The sequence below is a fragment of the Enterobacter sp. KB-221C9 genome (genome assembly GCF_041320715.1).
Taxonomy (GTDB): Bacteria; Pseudomonadota; Gammaproteobacteria; order Enterobacterales; family Enterobacteriaceae; genus Enterobacter; species Enterobacter asburiae_D.
In genome coordinates this window covers 33864-55257 of record NZ_JBGIWG010000019.1, presented here as the reverse complement: position 1 = coordinate 55257, position 21394 = coordinate 33864, and the positions used below count along the sequence as shown (strand labels likewise).

The 21394-nt window shown below is 50.3% G+C and carries 16 protein-coding genes; all 16 read right to left on the bottom strand.

Features of this window, described 5'->3' with window-relative positions; all coding sequences use genetic code 11:
* Window positions 1-13: 13 nt before the first annotated feature.
* Window positions 14-1195 carry a glycosyltransferase family 4 protein gene (locus tag AB8846_RS21105; RefSeq protein ID WP_370733612.1) on the bottom strand — a complete coding sequence of 394 codons (1182 nt, stop codon included), beginning with the start codon at window positions 1193-1195 and terminating at the stop codon, window positions 14-16.
* Entirely contained in the window at window positions 1173-2372 is a 1200-nt protein-coding gene (locus tag AB8846_RS21100; protein ID WP_331411950.1) for a glycosyltransferase, read from the bottom strand. The genes AB8846_RS21105 and AB8846_RS21100 overlap by 23 nt, the downstream gene beginning before the upstream one ends.
* Before the next feature lie 12 nt (window positions 2373-2384).
* Complete coding sequence (gene murJ / locus AB8846_RS21095) at window positions 2385-3878, bottom strand: murein biosynthesis integral membrane protein MurJ (protein ID WP_370733611.1); 1494 nt, start codon at window positions 3876-3878, stop codon at window positions 2385-2387.
* The gene (locus AB8846_RS21090) at window positions 3875-5041 is read right to left on the bottom strand and encodes a glycosyltransferase family 4 protein (protein WP_370733610.1); all 1167 of its coding nucleotides are present in this window, start codon (window positions 5039-5041) and stop codon (window positions 3875-3877) included. Before AB8846_RS21090 ends, murJ begins: the two co-directional genes overlap by 4 nt.
* Window positions 5034-6170 (bottom strand): glycosyltransferase, encoded by a 1137-nt coding sequence (locus AB8846_RS21085; RefSeq protein WP_370733609.1) that lies wholly within the window; start codon window positions 6168-6170, stop codon window positions 5034-5036. The genes AB8846_RS21090 and AB8846_RS21085 overlap by 8 nt, the downstream gene beginning before the upstream one ends.
* Window positions 6167-7483, bottom strand: a complete 1317-nt coding sequence (locus tag AB8846_RS21080; protein WP_370733608.1) for an O-antigen ligase family protein — start codon at window positions 7481-7483, stop codon at window positions 6167-6169. The genes AB8846_RS21085 and AB8846_RS21080 overlap by 4 nt, the downstream gene beginning before the upstream one ends.
* A gap of 32 nt (window positions 7484-7515) precedes the next feature.
* Entirely contained in the window at window positions 7516-8901 is a 1386-nt protein-coding gene (cpsG, locus tag AB8846_RS21075) for a phosphomannomutase CpsG (protein ID WP_370733607.1), read from the bottom strand.
* A complete protein-coding gene (locus tag AB8846_RS21070; protein WP_370733606.1) occupies window positions 8901-10298 on the bottom strand; it encodes a mannose-1-phosphate guanylyltransferase/mannose-6-phosphate isomerase in 1398 nt (465 codons plus the stop codon). Before AB8846_RS21070 ends, cpsG (AB8846_RS21075) begins: the two co-directional genes overlap by 1 nt.
* 260 nt (window positions 10299-10558) lie before the next feature.
* Entirely contained in the window at window positions 10559-11458 is a 900-nt protein-coding gene (galF, locus tag AB8846_RS21065) for a UTP--glucose-1-phosphate uridylyltransferase GalF (RefSeq protein ID WP_331411943.1), read from the bottom strand.
* A 176-nt stretch (window positions 11459-11634) separates the two neighbouring features.
* Window positions 11635-13026, bottom strand: a complete 1392-nt coding sequence (gene wcaM / locus AB8846_RS21060; RefSeq protein ID WP_370733605.1) for a colanic acid biosynthesis protein WcaM — start codon at window positions 13024-13026, stop codon at window positions 11635-11637.
* A gap of 12 nt (window positions 13027-13038) precedes the next feature.
* Window positions 13039-14259, bottom strand: a complete 1221-nt coding sequence (gene wcaL, locus AB8846_RS21055; RefSeq protein ID WP_370733604.1) for a colanic acid biosynthesis glycosyltransferase WcaL — start codon at window positions 14257-14259, stop codon at window positions 13039-13041.
* Entirely contained in the window at window positions 14256-15536 is a 1281-nt protein-coding gene (gene wcaK, locus AB8846_RS21050; protein ID WP_063144519.1) for a colanic acid biosynthesis pyruvyl transferase WcaK, read from the bottom strand. Before wcaK ends, wcaL begins: the two co-directional genes overlap by 4 nt.
* A gap of 17 nt (window positions 15537-15553) precedes the next feature.
* Window positions 15554-17032, bottom strand: coding sequence for a colanic acid undecaprenyl disphosphate flippase WzxC (wzxC, locus tag AB8846_RS21045; RefSeq protein ID WP_331411939.1), 1479 nt, complete (start codon window positions 17030-17032; stop codon window positions 15554-15556).
* A 1-nt stretch (window position 17033) separates the two neighbouring features.
* Window positions 17034-18428, bottom strand: coding sequence for an undecaprenyl-phosphate glucose phosphotransferase (wcaJ, locus tag AB8846_RS21040; RefSeq protein WP_370733603.1), 1395 nt, complete (start codon window positions 18426-18428; stop codon window positions 17034-17036).
* A 46-nt stretch (window positions 18429-18474) separates the two neighbouring features.
* A complete protein-coding gene (gene cpsG / locus AB8846_RS21035; protein ID WP_370733602.1) occupies window positions 18475-19845 on the bottom strand; it encodes a colanic acid biosynthesis phosphomannomutase CpsG in 1371 nt (456 codons plus the stop codon).
* Between the two features lie 111 nt (window positions 19846-19956).
* Window positions 19957-21393 (bottom strand): mannose-1-phosphate guanyltransferase, encoded by a 1437-nt coding sequence (gene cpsB / locus AB8846_RS21030; protein WP_023336268.1) that lies wholly within the window; start codon window positions 21391-21393, stop codon window positions 19957-19959.
* Window position 21394 lies beyond the last annotated feature (1 nt).

The following is a 21394-nucleotide window of genomic DNA, read 5'->3' as shown; positions in this document are numbered from 1 at the left end:
TATGCCGTGGTCATTATTTTCCTGGATGAGTATAATTGTTCTGCACACGCGCAGCCTGAGTATTTATTAATGACTCAGAATATTGCGACCACGCTTTATCAACAAAGTTGATAATCTCTTCACGGAATCGTTGCTCAGAGAATGTCAGAGCATGCTCCCGGCAATCCTGCGGATTGATCTCTCCCGCATGCTTTTCAAACGTTTCCACGGCATCGCAGATAGCCTCGGCGGTTTGTTCAAAGAAGAACAGACCGGTTGGCTTCTCGCTTCCGAGAGGTTTAACCGTTTCCAGACACCCTCCCTTTCCATAGGTAATCACAGGCGTGCCGCTTGCCTGCGCTTCGACCGGGGAAATACCGAAGTCTTCTTCCGCTGCGAATACATACGCCTTAGCACGCTTCATGTAATCAACAAGCGCAGCATCGTCCTGATAGCCCAGCAACGTAACATTGTCAGTCGCCAGTTGCTTAATTTTATCCATTTCTGAGCCGTCACCGATAACAACCAATTTTTTATCGGGCATTTTGGCAAAGGCGCTCACGATAAGATCGACACGCTTATAGGGAACCATGCGGCAAGCTGCCAGGTAGAAATCCTCTTTACTGTCGCTAAACTCAAATTTATCCGTGTTCACGGGTGGGTAGATGACATCTGCTTGCCTACCGTAAACTTTATTGATTCGGCGAGCAATAAACTGGGAATTACCGATGAAATGATTTACCCCTGCAGACGTACGATAGTCCCAGATACGAATTTTGTGCAGAAGATACTTAGCAAGCCATCCCTTCAGCCCTTTATCCAAGCCAGATTCACGTAAGTACTGATGCTGGAAATCCCACGCATAACGGATAGGCGAATGCACGTAAGAAACATGAATCTGGTCTGGGCCCGTTATAACGCCTTTAGAGACCGCATGGCTGCTCGATATCACCACGTCATAAGCCGACATATCGAGTTGCTCGATCGCCAGTGGCATGAGCGGTAGATAAGACTGAAATTTTTTCGCTGCAAAAGGTAGACGCTGTATAAAGGTCGTAGTGACTTTTTTATTGTTAAGAAAATGTCTGTCTTTAGGTTTTAAAAAGTCACAAACCGCAAAAATATCCGCATCAGGATAGCAACGAAGAATTTGTTCAACTACTTTTTCTGAACCTGCATAGGAACTCAGCCACTCATGAACGATTGCTACTTTCATTACGCTTCTCATCAATTAACTTAAACATTTTTTCAGTACGCGACTGGTAAGTATACTCTTGTGCAAGTTCCTGACATTTCTCAACAGAAATTCGCTGACCTGAAGTAATATCTTCCAGTGCTGAAATAAATTCGGTCGACGTGTGGGCAATACGCACATAATCCTTGAAATCACATAACGACGCTAAATCAACGCTAACCACTGCTTTACCCGCTGCCAGATACTCGAAGAATTTCATCGGGAACATGGAGGCCGTGTATTCATTCAAATTATTAGGCAGTAAGGTTGCGGTAAATCCCTTCAAATAAGCCGGTAATTGCTGATAAGCGCGTGGACCAATTAAGTGGATGTTTTTATGGCGGGTCAACTGTGTTGCATCCGTATTCGGATCGCCTTCACCAACGTCACCTATCATCACGATAGACCATTCAGGATGCGCTTTCGCAATCTCTTCGAGCAGTGAGAAGTTGACTTTATAACCGCTGATTGCGCCAATAAAACCGATGCGTGGCTCAGGAATGGCGTGAAGATCGGACGGCAAAGGTAAATCGTCATCCAGCGCAGTGGAAAAATGGTTATAGTCGGCAACATTAGAAAAATAATAGACTTCATCACTCCACTGCTCACGCGACTTAAGCAAGGTCAACGAGGTAACGAACGTGATATCCGCACGTCGAACGAGCTCTTCCTCTGCATCCTGGAGAATGTCTACAGGCATACCGGGTTGCGCTTTGATTTCGTCAACGCAATGATACACAACGTACTGGAAATCACCGGGTTCAAGAAAGCGCGTGGTGAGCGGGTTATAGGTCCAGAGCGTTTCATCTTTGAACTTCAAGCGCCAGCACCAGAACTTGAGTGCGCTGCTCAAAATGAACTTATTGAGCCTACGAACGAACGCATAGTTGTTAAACGGAATTGAGATTGGTGACCAGACCCAAATATTATCTCTTACTTTTCTCGGCGCTTTAATCGCTTTAACAATCCTGCGGAAGATACGCGAAAGGTCTTTCTTATTTACACTTGGCCTACGCAGTCCCAGCGACTCGATATAGAGTACGCGGTGGCCGCGGTTGGCCAGTTCTACCGCAACATGTTGCTTGTTTGTCCAGAATGGATTGTCCCAGTCTGCTGTCGACAAGACGACGATATCTTTAATGTCAGTATTATTTTTCATAATATTATTACGTTATCTCAGTCCCTTTTTTATGAAAATCCCTTTAATACCATTTCGATACATTGGGAATAACATGGCCCACAAAATTGCGAACGTGACGAAGAGTGAACCGTCGACCAGCAATCTGATAAGCACACTGGATGGTTCAGTGACAACATGCCCTAATACCATAATGAATCCACTGTAGATAATCAGGCCAGGCGCAATCCTCAATGCTGCTGGTATGAGGTCTTTTGCTATTTTCAGATACCATGCACTGCACACAAACATGACCAGGCCGTATATCGAGTTACCCACGCCGAGACCAAATGCCCCCCAAACCTTATAGGTCGCTAAGTTGACCAGCGCATTCCCCAGCAATGCAACGATCATGACAATCAGCACTTGTTTGTTATTCAGATGTGCACTTAAAGCCTTTATGAATATATATCCAATAACCTGAGCCCAAAGACCAATACACATCCCCTGAATAATATCGGTAGTAACAGCCACTGAGTGTGAGTTAAATTCACCCCTCATAAAGAGTAAAATGACAATATCTTTCGCATAAACGAAGATAAAGAAAGACATATTCATCGAGAGAAGTGCTAACCAATTATAAATAATTGTCACTTTCTCTCGCACGACTTCAGGAGATTGCGAAGACCAGATAGGCAGTCCGGCAAAGGCAATAGGCACAGACAGGATAAAGGTGACCGTGTCGGTAATAAAGCGCGCGTAATCCAGAGCAGAAACAACATCTATACTAATTAACGATGCGAGCGCTCTCTCAAGCGTGATATTGCCCTGCAGAATCAAAGGTAGCAGAAGTAGTGGCCGCAGAGTAATCCAGAAACTGTTCATCACCTGCTTAACTTCAGACATATCAAACCGTTCTGGAAGGTTAAGAATGCGTTCTTTGCGCGCCCTCAACACCGCCCAGATACTAAAAGCAATGTAGCTACCGGTGAATCCCCATGCCAGCAGCAGATAATTATTATAATACCAGGCAGCGACAACCCCCAGAAGCATACCAACATTCTGGATGGATGCTCTCATAGACATGGGTTTGTAGTCACCATGTGCCATTGATATGTAATTAATCAGACCTGAGCAAAGATAAAATGGACAGCAAATTGCCATTATTTTGAACAATTCATTGGTCATTTCGCGGGCATTGCCATTAATGCCCGGCGCCATAATGCCCACCCAGTAATCCGATAAAAAGAATAATACAAAAAATAGCAACAGCGAGATAACAGCAAAAAATAAAAACATGCACAACTTGAAGGTTGATGCCCGAAATTCATCTTCTGTTAGATATTTTTTATATAGCGGGATAAATGCAGAGTTCAGGCTATCACTTGTCATGAAGTTAATTGGAACCAAGGTGCCTGTCTGGGCTATGCGGTATGCCCCATTGATATCACCGGTACCAAAAAATTTTGCCATCAAAATTTCCCTGAGCAATCCCAGAACTTTTGATAGCATGTTTCCGCCAAGTAACTGGCTTATAGCTTTTTTCATTTAGATGATCTTTTAAACAATGAAATGTACTCACCCACTGAATAGCTCAAGGTGTTTTTAACGGGTATATAGGATTTCCGCTGTAACCGGGTGACGTCATCAATAAAAGTCTGTACTTTATCGGTGGGAATATCGTTTGGGTTGCATTTAAATATCTTCGGACCGGCGCTAAACGTAAGGTGCTCAGAAATAATCAATGGCAGTCCAGCGCTCATAGCTTCAAGCACATTTAAAGGCAAACCCTCAACTCGCTTTGTGAGAAATAAAAACATATCGGCACATTGCATAAGATTTGCTAACTGCGTTCGGTTTTTAGCCCCCATAAAAATAACATCATGCTCAAGACCGAGATCATTCACTTTCTTTCTTAATTGCGGTTCATAAGGTCCGTCTCCACAAATAAGGAGTTTTGACTTGGGTCTGATTTTTTTTACTTGAGAAAAGAGCTCAATATTCTTATCCACACCTTTTTGTTCATGCAACCGAGATGCCGATAAGAAAACCAACGACTCCGGTGCTATATCTAATTGCTCCCGCAGGACGTCTTTGCTCGTTGTGGCGTCAGAAAACAGATGCTCATCAATGCCGTTTTCGATCTTCACCACTTTGTTGCTATCACAAATCATGTTTGTCGGGAAGCTAGTTAAATCTTTACTGACAGCATCACCAACAGCTACGATCCTGTCGAAATGTCTATAGTGCTTAGCATCGGAATAGAAACCCAGTAAGTTCTTCACGCTTGATAATACTTTTTTTAATTGTCGGGTTTTTAACTTTGATACTAATTCCCCCACTGAGGTTCCATGTGCTTGCATGATAAACTTTGCGTTGGGGAAGCTTGGCTTATATTTTAAAGTGCTGAAAGCACCGGCACTGATACTGATCACAGCACTGACATTTTCTTTATCATCCCAGCCTGCTATCAGTTTTTCAGTCTCAGTCCACCAGCCGGGTGAATATTGTGCTTTAGGAATGTTTTTAATTTTAATAATTTCTGGATAATGCTCTGACGATATAGTTTCAGCATCAAAATCCGTCGTGATAACCTTGACATCAAACCCAGTGACCTGCAACTGAACAGCAAGATCCCATGCAACAACTTCCATACCTCCCAGATGATGAAATGGGAGAGAGCGTGCAAAAATGATTACTTGTTCAGCCATGAATCAGTTCCTGATATATTTTTTCTAATTTTAACGTTTGTTTTGATAAGTTGAATTTCTCGCAGATAAATTCACGCGCATTCCTGCCCATGTTGAATCGCTCTTCGCCATTATTGAGCAAGTAAGAAATTCGCTCTGCCAGCTGCATATCATCGCGTTCTGTCACTAAAAAGCCGGTTCGCTCATCAATAATCGCCTCCGGGATACCACCATGATGAGTTCCGATAACAGGAACCCCCGTTACGGCGGCTTCCAGGAGTACCATTCCCAGCCCTTCAGCATCACCCGTTTTCGCCGTGATGCTCGGCAATATCAGCATACTGGCCTTACGCATCCATGCCATAACGTCCTGATGGGGCAGCGCACCGGTAAACGTGACATTTTGTTCAAGACCTAATGCGCTCACCTGCGTTTTTAATTCGGCCAACAGTGGCCCCTCTCCAATTACCACTAATCTCGCATCTGCACATGTTTTTTGGACATGCTTTAGCGCTTTGATCAAGATGGCAGTTCCTTTTTTCTCTACTAGCCTTGCCACATGTAAAATAATACCCTGATCGTCGCGTTGGTCGCGAGGTTGGTATTTATCAACGTCAATGCCAATGTAGTGCTGAACTAGCTTATCTTCAGGAAAACCATGTTTGATTGCTTGCTGAGCGATAAAATTGGAGACACAGATGAATTTATCTCCCTCTTTTTTGACTTTGTGCTGATGAATAAGGTAGTTAATCCATGCAGGCGAACGTGACTTAAGCAAATCTTTATTGCTCACCGTCACATCAAAGCCGTGTAGCGTTGTCACTAAAGGAATGTTTTTTCGCTGCGCCAGCGAAAGGGCGTAAAGACCGTCTATCGCAAAATGTGCATGGATAAGATCTAAAGGTTGATTGCTTAACGCTGTGTGGTATGGCTGTGCTGAGGTTGTTACAGCATTGAGCAACTCAGCCACCCTGCCCCGTATATCACCGTTGGGATTAAGTACGCACGCGGTGGCACCTTCAGGTTTTTTACCAATCATGCGTCTGCCGATATAACACTTGTTATAATTCTTAATTGCTTCGGCCTGCTGCTGTATAAAAACTTCAGAACCCTTGAAGAGCTGATTGCGAAAAATACCGACTGTTTTCATTGTTGTCCCTTACTCTCCCGGGCCATCGATATGTTTCCTGCCATACATAACCCAAGCATTACTGCCATTACCACCATCTGATGCTGTTCACCGATCAGACCAAAGTTTTCACCAAAGCCGTGAGCAAATTGCCATGCAAGAATCATTAATAAGGAGAAACCGAGATTCTTCTCTTCTGGATTGATATTTTTGACTGCACGCAATGCCACACCAATACTTGTCAGAATGAAACTCAGCCCCATAAGTGAAGCGATGATCCCAGACTTGGACCAAAGATAGATCAAGGTATTGTGTGGTGGCAGGAAATAATCCGTATGCTTGCTATAGTCAATTTCCCAGCCACCAAAGCCCTGCCCCATAAGCGGATTGTTCAAAAAGGCATTGAATGCATAGTTCCAAATTTCATAGCGCGTTTCTGCTGTATTTGTCGATTCTTGCAAAAAACCGCTCTGTTCAGCAACGCTGGATATCAAGCTAATTGCGATAAGGGCAATAGCGAATGAGGCACCAACTGAACCTACAACGATCTTTGTTTGCCGCTGAAGTTTCAGGTAGAAGATGAACACAGGAATAAGTACTGCAAAAAGAACGCCTGCTTTAGAGCCTGTAAAGAAGACTGTTACCCATAATAAAATGGCCATCAGCAGCGTTAGCTTCGAGTTGAGCGCTTTATAAATTCCCCAAGCCATAAATGATGAGACGCCTGCGTAGCAAGCCGCCGCATTCGCATTTACGAATAATACGCCACCTGCTTTTACAGGATCGTAGAAGTTATTTCTGGCCCCATCCAGCAATCCCTGTAGCGTATTCATGCCCATCAAATACTTACTTACCGGAGAGAGAACAATAGATAATTCTAATGTTTCATTTAGTCTGAAAAGGATAACTGTCACTGCCTGAAGACAGATTACAAAAAGCATGGCATTAATAACTTTATAAAGCGCCCACTTATTTGTTAGCCCCAATACGTAAACTGCATTTGCAATTACTATAAACTCTATAAGATACGCGATATCGCGTATACCCATTGATTTTTCTTCGGACCACGCGAGGCTGATTGTACTAATACAGATCAGACCAATTAAAGACAAAATTGCAGGTTTAGCTAAAAACCGGTTCGCATTCTTTAAAAACTCAGGAAGAAGCAGTGCAGGGAGTAAAAAAGCAAGTGGGACATCGGCCCCACCCAGTTGGACTAAATATAATTGCGGAACACTGCAAACCAAAACCAGCAGCAGTCTGAATTTTAATGAAAGCGTGAGGAAAATAAAAAATAAAATTAAACCTAACGCCGCTAATAAAACTTCTATCATTAATTTTTCCCACGCGATTGAGCAAATCAGAGTCAGCTATTAATCAGTTCTAACAGCTCATCTCGTTTCGTTATCATTAATTCCTCGTCAGCATCCGTCTCAACATTAAGACGGAGCAACGGTTCAGTATTAGACGTACGGATATTAAAACGCCAGTCAGCAAATGACATGCTCAAGCCATCGGTATAGTCAATATTAATAGCCAGCGGAGAATAGCGGGCTTCAATATCAGCAATAAGCTCGACTGCATTCTCCACCTTACGATTGATCTCACCCGAGACAGGGAATCTTGCAATGCGCGATTTAACGAGTTCTCCCAGTGAAGAACCTGACGTCAGGACAAGTTCCGCAACCAGGAGCCACGGAATCATACCGCTGTCGCAATAAGCAAACTCGCGGAAATAGTGGTGGGCGCTCATTTCGCCACCGTACACCGCATTTTCTATGCGCATACGTTCTTTAATGAAAGCATGGCCTGTTTTCGACAGAACGGGTATGCCGCCAGCACTTTCAACTATATCGATGGTATTCCATGTTAAGCGTGGATCATGGATAATTTTTGCACCGGGCTCTTTCTTAAGAAATGCTTCTGCTAACAAACCAACAATATAATAGCCTTCAATAAAATTGGCATGCTCATCAAACAAGAAACAGCGATCAAAATCACCATCAAAGGCAATGCCCATATTAGCCTGAGTTTCTAACACAACGTTTGCAGTATCCTGTCGTGCTTCAGGCAGCAGTGGGTTTGGTATACCGTGTGGAAATGTGCCATCGGGTTCATTATGAACTTTGACAAACTCAACAGGAACGCCCGCTTTTTTGAATCGTAATTCTATTTCGTCAATAACATGGCCCGCCGCACCATTACCTGAGTTGATAACCAACTTCAACGGTTTGATGCGGAAATTATCAAGATTGACATATCCCAGCAGATGGTCAACATAAGCGTCCAGGATATTAATTTTCTTATAACTTCCCTTTGTCTTGCTGGGCGTAAATTTGTTTTCTTCTGCTAACGCTTGAATATCTTTTAAGCCAGTATCACCACTCACAGGACGCGCGCCTCTGCGAACCAGTTTCATCCCGTTATAATCTATTGGATTATGGCTTGCGGTAACTTCAATCCCACCGTCTACATTAAGGAAGAATGTCGCAAAATAGATCTCTTCAGTCCCTGACAACCCAATATCAAGGACATCACATCCCCCATCCATCAAGCCTTCTGCAAGCGCCAGTTTTAATGATTCGCTAGTTAAACGAACATCACCGCCAATCACTACCTGCTTCGGAGATAAGCACTGTGCATAAGCTCGCCCGATACGCCAGGCAATATTTTCATTAAGTTCTTCGCCAAGTTTCCCACGAATATCATAGGCTTTGAAGCATGTTAACTTTTTATTATTTTTATCTTCCATTATGAAATCCTTAATACGTCATCGTCACCCAAATAGCTACCAAACTGAATTTCCAGAACCTCAAGATTAATTTTTCCTGGGTTTGAAAGTCGATGTTTTTTACCAACCGGAATTGTTGTAGATTCGTTTTCAGTCAGGTAAACAACTTCATCCTCTACACCAATCAACGCCGTACCGGTTAAGACAACCCAGTGCTCCAGTCGGTGATGATGCAATTGAAGTGAAAGCTCGCCGCCAGGAATAATGGTTACGCGATTAACTTTATAACGTGCATCGCGAACCAATGTTTCAACATGCCCCCATGGCATATAGCGCGTCGTATGCTCGCGACATTCACTTCGTGAATTTGCCTTCAGATGTTCAACTACGACTTTGACATCCTGAACGCTATTTTTATGGGAGACAAGCAGTGCATCTTTTGTATTTACGATAATAAGATCGTCTAATCCCAGTGCGGCAGTTAATTTATCTTCGCTGTGTATATAGCATGAGCGTGTATTATGAGTGAATACATCCCCAATCAATGCGTTTTCATTTGTATCATGGGTCGATGTTTCCCACAGAGCAGACCATGAGCCTACATCATTCCAGCCGGCGTCCATTGCAGTTACGATCCCTAATTCCGTATGCTCCATTACGGCATAGTCGATAGAGTCGGACGGGCAATCCGTAAAGGTATCTTTATTGAGTTTAATAAAATCGAGATCGTTGACAGGTTGCTGCATTGCATTCTTGCAGGCATCAAGTATTGATGGGCAAAATTTAGCCACTTCATTCAGATACGCAGAGGCCCGGAACATAAACATCCCGCTGTTCCAGAGATATTCTTTGCTTTCAAGATAGGAAATAGCCGTCGCTTTATCAGGTTTTTCAACGAATCTTTTGATTTTCCAGGCCGTTGAGTTGCCAGCATGCTGCTCTTCGCCACGCTGGATGTAACCATATCCCGTTTCAGGCTGAGTGGGGACGATACCAAAGGTGACGAGTTTTCCATCTTCGGCAAAGGGGATCGCGTCGGTGATGACAGCATGAAAAGCTGCGGTGTCGGAGATGAGATGATCCGCTGCCAGAATGAGCATTACGGGATCTTCCCCTAAGCTAATCGCATGCAGTGCAGCGAGTGTTATCGCTGGAGCAGTATTGCGTCCTACAGGTTCAAGAATGATGTTCCCGGCAAGTTTGTGCATTTGCCTCAGCTGTTCTGCCACCAGAAAACGATGATCTTCATTACAGATAACGATGGGATTTGTCACATTGAGTCCGTCCAAACGAGAGATCGTATTTTGAAGCATTGATCCCCCCTGATGGAATGACAGAAATTGCTTGGGCTGCAACTCGCGAGACATCGGCCATAGCCGGCTCCCTGTTCCTCCTGCGATCACCACTGGAAGTAACATCCTTCTTCTCCTGCTTTGCTCAATACTGATTTGTGTGTAAAAAAGGCACGCTACCGCCCCTGGCTTAGGCTACCAGAAGCAATAATCGAAATTGAATTTCTCACCCTGCCGATACCGACCACATGCAGGAGAGATATAATATGATTTTGGCTCATTGATTGCCAAAATTTGAAAATGCGTTTATTTACTTTAAATAGAACAAAAGACCACCCTGAAATTCAGGGTAGTCTCCTGTTTTGCTGTATCTTCAAAATTGCCGTTTAATCATGTGATTCGAGCAGTTTCGTAATCCTTTCGCGGAACTTCTGCCCTTCCTTCACGTTACGCAGTCCGTAGTTCACAAACGCCTGCATATAACCCATTTTCTTGCCGCAGTCATAGCTGTCGCCCGTCATCAACATCGCGTCAACAGACTGTTTTTTAGCCAGTTCAGCAATCGCGTCGGTCAACTGAATACGCTCCCAGGCACCGGGTTTCGTTTTTTCCAGCTCAGCCCAGATATCAGCATTAAGAACATAGCGACCTACCGCCATCAGGTCGGAATCCAGCGTTTGCGGCTGATCCGGTTTTTCGATGAACTCAACAATGCGGCTCACCTGACCGTCCGATTCCAGCGCTTCTTTCGTCTGGATAACAGAGTATTCAGACAGGTCACCTTCCATACGCTTAGCCAGCACCTGGCTACGACCGGTTTCATTGAAACGCGCCACCATTGCCGCCAGGTTGTAACGCAGTGGATCGGCAGTGGCGGTGTCCAGAATGATATCCGGCAGCACAACGATAAACGGATTGTCACCCACAACCGGACGGGCACACAGAATAGAGTGTCCCAGACCCAGCGGCTGCGCCTGGCGTACGTTCATGATGGTCACGCCCGGCGGACAAATAGACTGTACTTCCGCCAGCAGCTGGCGCTTAACGCGCAGCTCAAGCAGCGCTTCGAGTTCGTAAGAGGTGTCGAAGTGGTTTTCTACCGCATTCTTGGACGAGTGGGTAACCAGGACGATTTCTTTGATCCCTGCAGCAACAATCTCGTCGACAATGTACTGAATCATTGGCTTGTCGACGATCGGCAGCATCTCTTTAGGAATGGCTTTTGTGGCTGGCAGCATATGCATGCCCAGGCCTGCTACCGGAATGACTGCTTTCAAATTAATCATTATTTCTTCCACCTTAAAATGGTTGACGAATTATAGCTCTTTAACCTGTTTTCGCCAGCATGATTTGCCGTAATCCTTGAGCAATGTTACGCCTTCGCATCACAAATTTCTGTAGATGTAATCTGATTCGATCGCGCTTTTATGCCAGGAATAGTCTCAAAACAGAACATTGTCGATTATCTGTGCGGAAGCGCAAAGTTCAGCCTTTCTGCATTTACCACCTGCTGGTCGACCCGGTCAATATCTACCGAGCTTTGCCCTTTCTCATTCACAGCTTTAATGTTCGCCAGTGACAGCAACGTCTCGTCTTTCGCCATGAATTTACCCCGCACATCCTTGCGCAGGTCGAAGTTGATCTTCAGGGCGGGCCCCACAGCCGCTTCCTGCATCACATTGATGTTGCGTAAAAAAAGATGTTGCGGCTTGTTGTGTAATTCCAGCGTAGCACGCTGCATTTCCACGTTGGTTATCGCCACAAACGAGGTGGCGTTACCGGATGAAATCTGTATTCCGCGCAATTTATACGCAAGCTGTCGATTATCGAGGTGAATATTGTTGAGCTTGAAGTTCTGCGGGATGGACAAATAATCGCCTTTTATCACCCCATAGCCGATTAACATTCCGGCACTATTAACCATATCGACATTATCAATAATGAAATTATCACAGCCATAAATAGCCACCGTGGCGTTGTCTATTCCCGCCTTTTTACTGAAGTCAGGGGTTATATTTTTGGCCTTTATATTACGGATAACAAAATGCTTGCCGTTTTCAACGTGCACCAGCTGGCGACAGTTGCTGCCGGTGATGTTTGCCACCACAAAGTTCTTGACGGTTTGCTTCTCTGGATAGTCGTTATCGTAGGTGCTGCCGGCGAGGCCAATGCCGATGCCCCAGTTGATCTTGCCGTTGGTACAGTTGATGTTGTCGATGACATGATCGGAGATCAGGATATTGCGATCGTTAATGGCGACGTTCCACTCAATCGCATCCCCCTGCAGATGGCTAAATTTACTGTTGGTGATGCGGGCACCATCCACCTGGTTGTGGAAACCCTGGCGCAGGATGGCGTAGTTGGCCTGGCTCACGCTGATGTTATCAATGACAAGATTGCGCATCACGCTGGGTTTCTTACCGCCGATGTAAATCTGCGTCACCGGGCCAAAACCGCTCATGGCCAGCCCTTTGATGACGCAGTCAGAGCCGCGAACGTCGAGCGTTATGTTCTCCGTGCGCCCGGCACCTTCGCCTATTACTTTGCTGCCTTCCTGCAAAACAAAGCGGCCGCGCCCGTTGCCGGTTAACGCCCCGCGGATCAGCAGCGTTTTACCGTCGGGAATAAAAATGCCCGTATTGATGTTTTCACAGGTCAGTCCCGCAGGAACAACAACCGTGTCCCCTTCGTTAAACGCCTGCTTAAAGGCGGCGATCCAGTCGTTGTTATTGTACTGATTAACAGAGACCGTTCTTCCGGCTGCCGCCCGCGCAATGCGTGACGACAGCAGCGGCGTGGCCGCCAGAACGGACAGAGAAGAGACAAAGGTGCGTCGGGTAATCTTTTTCAGCATACATCCTCGGCGTTACAGCGTTTGCAGCAGGCTCGCTAACTGGCGGTTAATCACCTGCTGGTTAAAATCGGCTTCCACTTTTTGTCGGGCGTTATGGAGCACGGGCTCCAGCGTCTGCTGGTCGATGTCGCTGAAGGCAGCTAATCGGTCCGCAAGGGCCATCGCGTTATTCTCCGGCACCAGCCAGCCGGAATGGTCCGACTTAATCAGCTCCGGGATCCCGCTGTGCAGGGTCGATACCACAGGAATACCGACGGCCATCGCCTCCATCAGCGCTACCGGAATGCCTTCCATATCGCCATCGGCGCCCGTCACCGAGGGCAGCAGAAACACATCCGCCTCGTCGAGCATGGCCTTGACCTCGTGGCTCGGCTTGAAGCCCGGCATCTCTACGACATCTTCCAGCTGATACTGTTCGATAAGCGTGCGCAGGCGACGCTCCCACGGCCCAATGCCGAGAATGCGATAGTGGAAATCCACCCCGCGCGCCTTCAGCTGGCGGCAGGCTTCAATGGCCACATGCAGGCCTTTCTTCTCGGTCAGACGAGCAACGGAGATGATCTGCAGCGGTTTTCCCGGCACCTTGACGGGACGGCGAGTGAAGCGCGTTAAATCCACGCCCATACGCGACACGGCAATTTTCTCGCCCGGGCAGCCCATGTTTTTCAGGCGTCCGGCCCACAGGTCGCTGATGGGCAGCATCATGTCGCCGCGGCGGAAAAGCTGCTGATACTCCGGCGTGTAGTGGTTCAACACTTCGCGGCTGGAGATGTCGATACCGTGGAAGATGGTCGCAATTTTACCGTCAATCACGCCCAGTTCGCGCAGCTTCGCGGCCGTGACGCCCGCCGGGCCAAAGTGGGCGATAAACACGTCGGCACGATACGGCTGCGCCGTTTGCCCGCAGATGGCCGACAGGATCAGATTGCGAGATTCGGACCCATAGCGAGAAACATTCAGCGCCCGCCACGTCGACGCGCGATGGATCCCGCGTAAGGTCTGGCTGGCCCGGTGGCGCAGCTTACTCAGCTTCCCGGACGGCTCATCCTGCAGCCAGCGGGTTTTCGCCTCCAGCCCATACTGGGTATACGCCGCATGGGTATTTTTGGTATCGCCCTTTTGCAGGGCGATAATCTCCACGTCATATCCCATATCGATAAACGCGGTGATTTGGTTCAGGACAAACGTTTCAGACGACAGCGGAAATTTCAGTAAGAAGAAACCAACCTTCATTTCCCCTCCCGTACGCGGTCAAGTACCGATTTCACCATCCCAATGCCCTTCTCGCGCTCGGCTTTCACCGCCACGGCCAGGCGTTCATTGATGGCGGGCAGTTGACCCAGGGTATCCCCTACCATCGACCCCAGCGAACCATCCAGCAGATGACGGATATCCACGGCCATTTCAGGCATACCAAGCTGCTGCATGATGCCTGCTGATTTGTGTTCGTAGTTGATAGCAATGGCCGGCGTGCCAAAGTTCATGGAGATAATGGCGGAGTGCAGGCGCGTGCCGACGGTCAGGTCACAGGCGGAGAGCAGCTTGCCCATCTCCAGGTCGTTCAGTTCGTCCATCACCACGTGATAACGGGACGGATCGTTCACAAGATTGCGCAGGTTCAGCGCCACCATGCGGTCGTCTTTGTTGTAGCTGTCGATACCGGTGCAGGTGGAAAGCGCCAGCACCTGATAACCGCTGTCCAGCACGCGGTTCACCACGTCGGCGAAGGCTTTCTCATACGCCGCCTGCGTGGTGCCTAAACGCTTATCGAAGGGCGCCAGCTCGCGCAGGGTTATTGCGACGGTTTTCTGTTTCGCCGCCACGTCGAGCCAGTGCTGCACCGCGTAGCTCGGCTGGAAGCTGTCGTTCTGGTGATCCACCAGCCAGGCGGTATCCACGCCGTGCTCAACTTTTGAGGTGTCAATTTCGCTGCGCTTCATCATGTCGAGGCTGACCGACTCGCGCAGGATCAGCGCGTCGCAGTGGCCGAAGACGTAGTTCGCGAGCTGGTTAAACTGCGGATCCTGGAAAGGCCCCACGCTGTGGCCAATCATAAACAGCGGTTTTTTCGCCATGAACGTACAAAGCGCATGCTCAAACTGCGGCACGCCGTAGAGATCGACGAAGAACGAACCGCCAACCTGGATAATGGCGTCATAGCCGGACAGCAAACGAACAAAATCGGTAAAGCCCTGCGCGATAGCGATATTGCGCAGCTTGCCGGTATCGGTCACGCGGGAAAGCAGCACCTGGTGCTGGTAGCGACGACGCAGCACTTTCTTCACGCGGCCCATCACGCCCGCAGCGTTGTTATGCTGTTTCATCTGGCTGTAGAGCGGGTCGCCCATCACCGGGCGGTTCAGTAGCCAGGATGAGCTGACCGGATAACGGCTCATCACGTCCACTTCGGTCTCAGGCTTAAGGGTGTTAATTGCATCCAGTAAACCGCGCAGGATGGCGCTGTCGCCACGGTTGCCGCAGGTATGGTTGCCAAGAATTAATAATTTCATAATGGCCTCTTAAATAACTAGCCTGCGCGAAGCAGCGTTTTCATTTTTTCGTTACGGCAAAACTGGCGCTTCATCTCTACCACCAGCGCATTGCGCGACAGCACAATCATCACGACGAATGCCAGCGCGCCCGCGGCAACCTGCACTGCCAGCAGCGCGGCCAGCGGCAGGTGGCCACTGAGGATGATGCCCAGGCCGTAGCTCACCGCCAGGGTTGGCAATGAGAGATAGAACGGCAGCCACAGGCTCAGGATGTACTGACGGTAGCTGGAACCCAGCACCGGCTTGATCATGATGAAGTAGCTCAGAACCGTATTGACTACCTGTACCAGCAGGAAGCCCAGCGTGACGCCGATGGCGCCCGCCGTATGCCCGCCGACGATAATCGCCGGAATAAACAGGAAGGTTTTGAATACGTTGAACTTAAAGCTGATGTCCACGCGCGCTTTTGCCATCAGCAGGGAACCAATCGGATTCCCCACGGAACGCAGCAGCCCCACCACGCACAGCAGCTGCAGGATCGGGATGATGCCGTTCCACTTCTCACCAAACACCAGCGGCACGAAGTTGCTGGAAACCACCATCAGCCCCAGCAGCACCGGGAAGTTGATAATCCCCACCACGGAAAGCAGCTTGTAGAAGTTGACGCGCAGCTTCTCGGTGTCGTCCTGAATCTTGGCGAACGCCGGGAACAGGACGCGGGTGATTATCGGGTTCAGCTTCATCGGCGGCACCACCGCGACGTTGTAGGCCAGGTTGTAGCCCCCCGCCACGCTCGCGCCAAGGATACGCGCCAGCACCAGCGTAGACAGGTTGGTATTCACATAGTTGATGATGCTGTCCGCCGTCAGCCACGCGCCAAAGCGCAGGTTGGACGAGACGGAAGCGAGCGAGAAATGCAGCCCGGGACGGTAGATCTTACGGCCAAAGTAGCCGAACAGCAGCGTGCGCACGGAAGAGTTAACCAGGTATCCGAGGATAGCGGTCATCGCCAGCGGCCAGAAATGGGCGCTCACCACGGTGAAGGTAAAGCCCGCCAGAACGGCACTTGTCTCAATCATGCCGATCTTGTTGAACTCCAGCTCTTTCTGCATCAGCGCGCGGAACTGCTGCCCGTGCGGGATCACCACGAAAGCAAACGACAGCGTGCGCATCAGCGGGGCGAGATCCGGGTTGTGCAGCACGCTGGCGATGGTGTCGCTCAGCAGGAACACCAGCACGAACACGAAAATCCCCAGCCCCACGTTCAGCCAGTAGAGGGTGGTCAACTCGAGATGGCTGATCTCTTTGCGCTGGATAATCGAGTTGGCAATACCAAAATCAGACAGCGTATCGGCCAGCGCGATAATCACCAGCGAGACGGTCAGCAGACCGAACTGATGATTATCAATAATGCGCGCCAGAACGGTCATCTGCACCAGGCCGAGGCCAATGATGACGATGGTCGCCATCGCTGACCACTTCGCCCCGCTGATGGTTTTTTCACGTAAGCTCATCTTAGTACGCCGCTTTGTTCACGAAACCTTTGAAGATGGTCAGAAAAACAATCTTGATATCGAACCAGATACTCCATTCACGGATGTACTCCAGATCGAATTCGATACGTTTTTCCATTTTTTCCAGCGTGTCGGTTTCGCCGCGCCAGCCGTTGATCTGCGCCCAACCGGTGATGCCCGGCTTCACCTTATGGCGCAGCATGTAGCCTTCAATCAGCGAGCGGTACTGCTCGTTGTGCGCCACCGCGTGTGGACGCGGGCCAACAATCGACATGCCGCCGGTAAAGACGTTGATAAACTGCGGCAGTTCGTCCAGCGAGGTGCGGCGCAGGAAGTTGCCCACGCGGGTGACGCGCGGATCGTTCTGCGTTGCCTGGGTCACCACCTTGTCATTTTCCATCACCTTCATGGAGCGGAACTTCCACACCATAATCGGCTTACCGTCCATACCGTAGCGGGTCTGGCGGAAGATAACCGGGCCGGGAGAACTCAGCTTCACCGCCAGGGCAATGCAGCACAGAACAGGCGAAATCAGCAGCAGGATCAGTGAAGAGAGCACAATATCTTCCACGCGCTTCAGCACGCGGTTAATGCCCGACAGCGGCGTGTCGTATAGCGGTACCACCGGCACGCCGTTCACCTCTTCAATACGGGAGTGAAGGATGTTGAAGGTAAACACGTCCGGGATCAGAATCACGGAGCAGGTTGTGTCCGCCAGCTCGCGCATCAGCTGCTTAATGCGGGATTCGTCGCTCATCTGCATGGCGATGTAGACGTTATGAATCTTGCCGGCCTTCGCGTCTTCAATAAGCTGTTCGTAATTACCCGCCCAGTCCGCAGGCACGCCGCCCGGCTTCGCGTCGTGGTAAATCCCCACCACTTCAAACCCTAACCACGGCTCTTTGCGGAAGCTGTTGAGCAGCACCTTCCCGACCGGCAGATCGCCCGCTACCGCCACGAAGCGGCGATTGTAGCCACGGTTACGCAGCCAGCCCGCGCCAAAGCGGATCAGGGAACGGCACACCACCATGCCGACGCTGGTCAGCAGATACCAGCAGAGATAGGTGACGAGGCGATTGTCAAAATCATGGCTGAACGCCACCAGGCCCGCGCTGAAGATCAGGCTCAGGGTCCAGTTTTGCAGCAACAGCATCAGTTCGGTGGTCATTTTGACGCCGCGCCACGAGCGGTAGAAATCCGTCATCCCGCCGATCATCTGAAACACGACCAGCGCAATGAGTGCCATCAGCAGATGCATGTATAAGAACGGCAGCCCGCCGATCCGACACACCGCCCACAATCCGCCGACCATGATGGTGATATCAGAAAAACGCTGCACCATAGAGATTAACGATGCATTCGTTCTCGCTCGTTCGCGTTTTTTTAGATTCGTCATCGTTGTTCCTGTATTCGGTTCCCCCTCCCGCCGGGAGGGGCAATTGTTACTGATTCAACAGCGCCAGAATGTCCTTCGTTCGGGCTTCCATCAGCGCCGTGTCAGCACGGGATTCCACGTTCAGGCGCACCACCGGCTCGGTGTTGGACGAGCGCAGGTTGAAGCGCCACTGCGGGAACGCCATGCTGATGCCGTCCGTACGGTCAATTTCCAGCGCGTGAATCGCAAAGTGCTGCTCCACGCGGGCAATGGCCTCGGCTGGCTCCGCCAGCTTGCTGTTGATTTCCCCGCTCGCCGGGAACGCCGCCATGCGGTCGCGCACCAGCTCGCCCAGCGTCTGCCCCTTCAGGCAGAGCAGCTCGGTGACCAGCAGCCACGGGATCATCCCGCTGTCGCAGTAGGCAAAATCGCGGAAGTAGTGGTGGGCGCTCATCTCGCCGCCGTAAATGGCGTCTTCTTCGCGCATGCGCTCTTTGATGAAGGCATGGCCGGTTTTGGACATCACCGGCGTGCCGCCTGCCGCGGACACCACGTCGACGGTGTTCCAGGAAAGACGTGGATCGTGAATGATCTTCGCGCCCGGGTTTTTCTCGAGGAACGCTTCCGCCAGCAGGCCGACAATGTAGTAGCCCTCGATGAACTGCCCTTTTTCGTCGAACAGGAAGCAGCGGTCAAAGTCACCGTCAAAGGCGATACCCATATCCGCGCCGTGCTCGATCACCGCGTTGCGGGTGTCATCGCGGCACTCCGGCAGCAGCGGGTTTGGAATACCGTTCGGGAAGTTGCCGTCCGGGGTGTTGTGTACTTTGATGAAGGTCACCGGCACGTTCAGCGCCTTAAAGCGGGCTTCCAGCGCGTCCACCACCGGGCCGGCCGCGCCGTTACCGGAGTTGATTACCAGCTTCAGCGGCTTGAGGTTCGCCACGTTGATGTAGCCCAGCAGGTGGTCGATGTAGTCTTTCTGCAGGTTGATTTTTTTGTAGCTGCCGCGCTTCGCCTCGTTCACCGGCGGGAAATCGTTGGCTTCCGCCAGGCGCTGCACGTCGCGCAGGCCGGTATCGCCGCTGATAGGGCGTGCGCCCTTGCGCACCAGCTTCATGCCGTTGTAGTCCATCGGGTTATGGCTGGCCGTCACTTCGATACCGCCGTCCACGCCCAGGTGGAAGGTGGCAAAGTAAATCTCTTCGGTCCCGGAAAGGCCGATATCCAGCACGTCCACGCCCGCATCCTGCAGCCCTTTCGCCAGGGCCAGCTTGAGGGATTCACTGGTCAGACGCACGTCGCCGCCCAGCACGATGGTCTGTGGTTTTAAATATTCGCCGTACGCGCGGCCAATGCGCCACGCGATATCTTCATTCAGCTCTTCGCCCAGCTTGCCGCGAATATCGTAGGCTTTAAAACAGGTTAATTTTTCCATGATGACCCCTTTTTCAGGCAACAGTCGGCCCTGACCACTAAATGGCCAAATTGATTTTTTTGTCATTCGTAGGCCCGGTGAGCGCAGCGCCACCGGGCATAATGCAGAGTGCTACACCCGCCCGTAGCGGTCCTGGAAGCGCACGATATCGTCCTCTTCCAGATACGAGCCGGAGCGCACCTCAATTAAGTCGAGAGGAATTTTCCCCGGGTTCTCCAGACAGTGCGTCGCCCCCAGCGGAATATAAATGGACTCGTTTTCACCCAGCAGTTTGACTTCACCGTCAATGGTGACTTTAGCGGTACCCGCGACCACCACCCAGTGCTCGGCGCGGTGATGGTGCATCTGCACCGACAGCCCCTCGCCCGGCTTCACGGTGATGCGTTTCACCTGGTAGCGGTCACCGGAGTCAATGGAGTCATATTTCCCCCACGGACGGTAAACTTCGCGGTGAATATGGTGCTCGTGGCGACCATCGGCCTTAATTTGTTCAACCACTTTTTTAACGTCCTGCACGGCGTTACGGTCGGCAATCAGCACGGCGTCTTTGGTCTGGACTACCACCAGATCTTTCACCCCGACCGTGGTCACCAGGCCGGACTCGGCGTAAACGTAGCTGTTTTCCGTTTTGTGGCTAATGACATCGCCGTGGTGGACGTTACCCTCCGGGGTATGGGCGCTGATCTCCCACAGGGAGGACCAGGAGCCCACATCGCTCCAGCCTGCATCCATCGGTACCACGACGGCGTCTGCCGTACGTTCCATCACCGCGTAGTCAATGGACTCTTCCGGGCAGGCGAGGAACGCCTCTTCATCCACGCGGATGAAGTCGAGATCCGGGTCCACCACCGCCATCGCTTTCTCGCAGGCGTTCAGAATATCCGGGCGGTATTTGCGCAGCTCTTCCAGATAGCGTCCGGCGCGGAACAGGAACATCCCGCTGTTCCAGTAATACTCACCGCTGGCAACGTAGGCCTGCGCGGTTTCCAGATTCGGTTTTTCAACAAACTGCGCCACGTCAAACGCCACGCTGTCGCCTTCACCCGGCGTCACGCTGCCGCGGCGGATGTAGCCATAGCCGGTTTCCGGCAGATCCGGCACGATACCGAAGGTCACCAGCTTGCCGCTCTCGGCGTAAGGAATGGCCGCACGCACCGCGTCGCGGAACGCGTCTTCCTGCTGGATAACGTGGTCTGCCGCCAGGACCAGCATCAGCGGGTCACAGTCCGGGCTGCTGCGTTTTGCCGCCAGCGCCGCCAGGGCGATCGCAGGCGCGGTATTGCGCCCAGCAGGCTCCAGGATGATGTTTTCGGTAAGCTTATTCAGCTGGCGCAGCTGCTCGGCAACAATAAAGCGGTGCTGTTCGTTACAAATCACCACCGGGCTTTCACACTCCACGCCGTGCAGACGGTTTACCGTCGTTTGCAGCATGGTGAGATCCCCTTTCAGGCAGAGGAACTGTTTTGGATAGAGCACGCGGGACAGCGGCCACAACCGGCTACCAGAGCCACCAGCCATCACAACCGGATACAAAGTGGTTTGACTCATG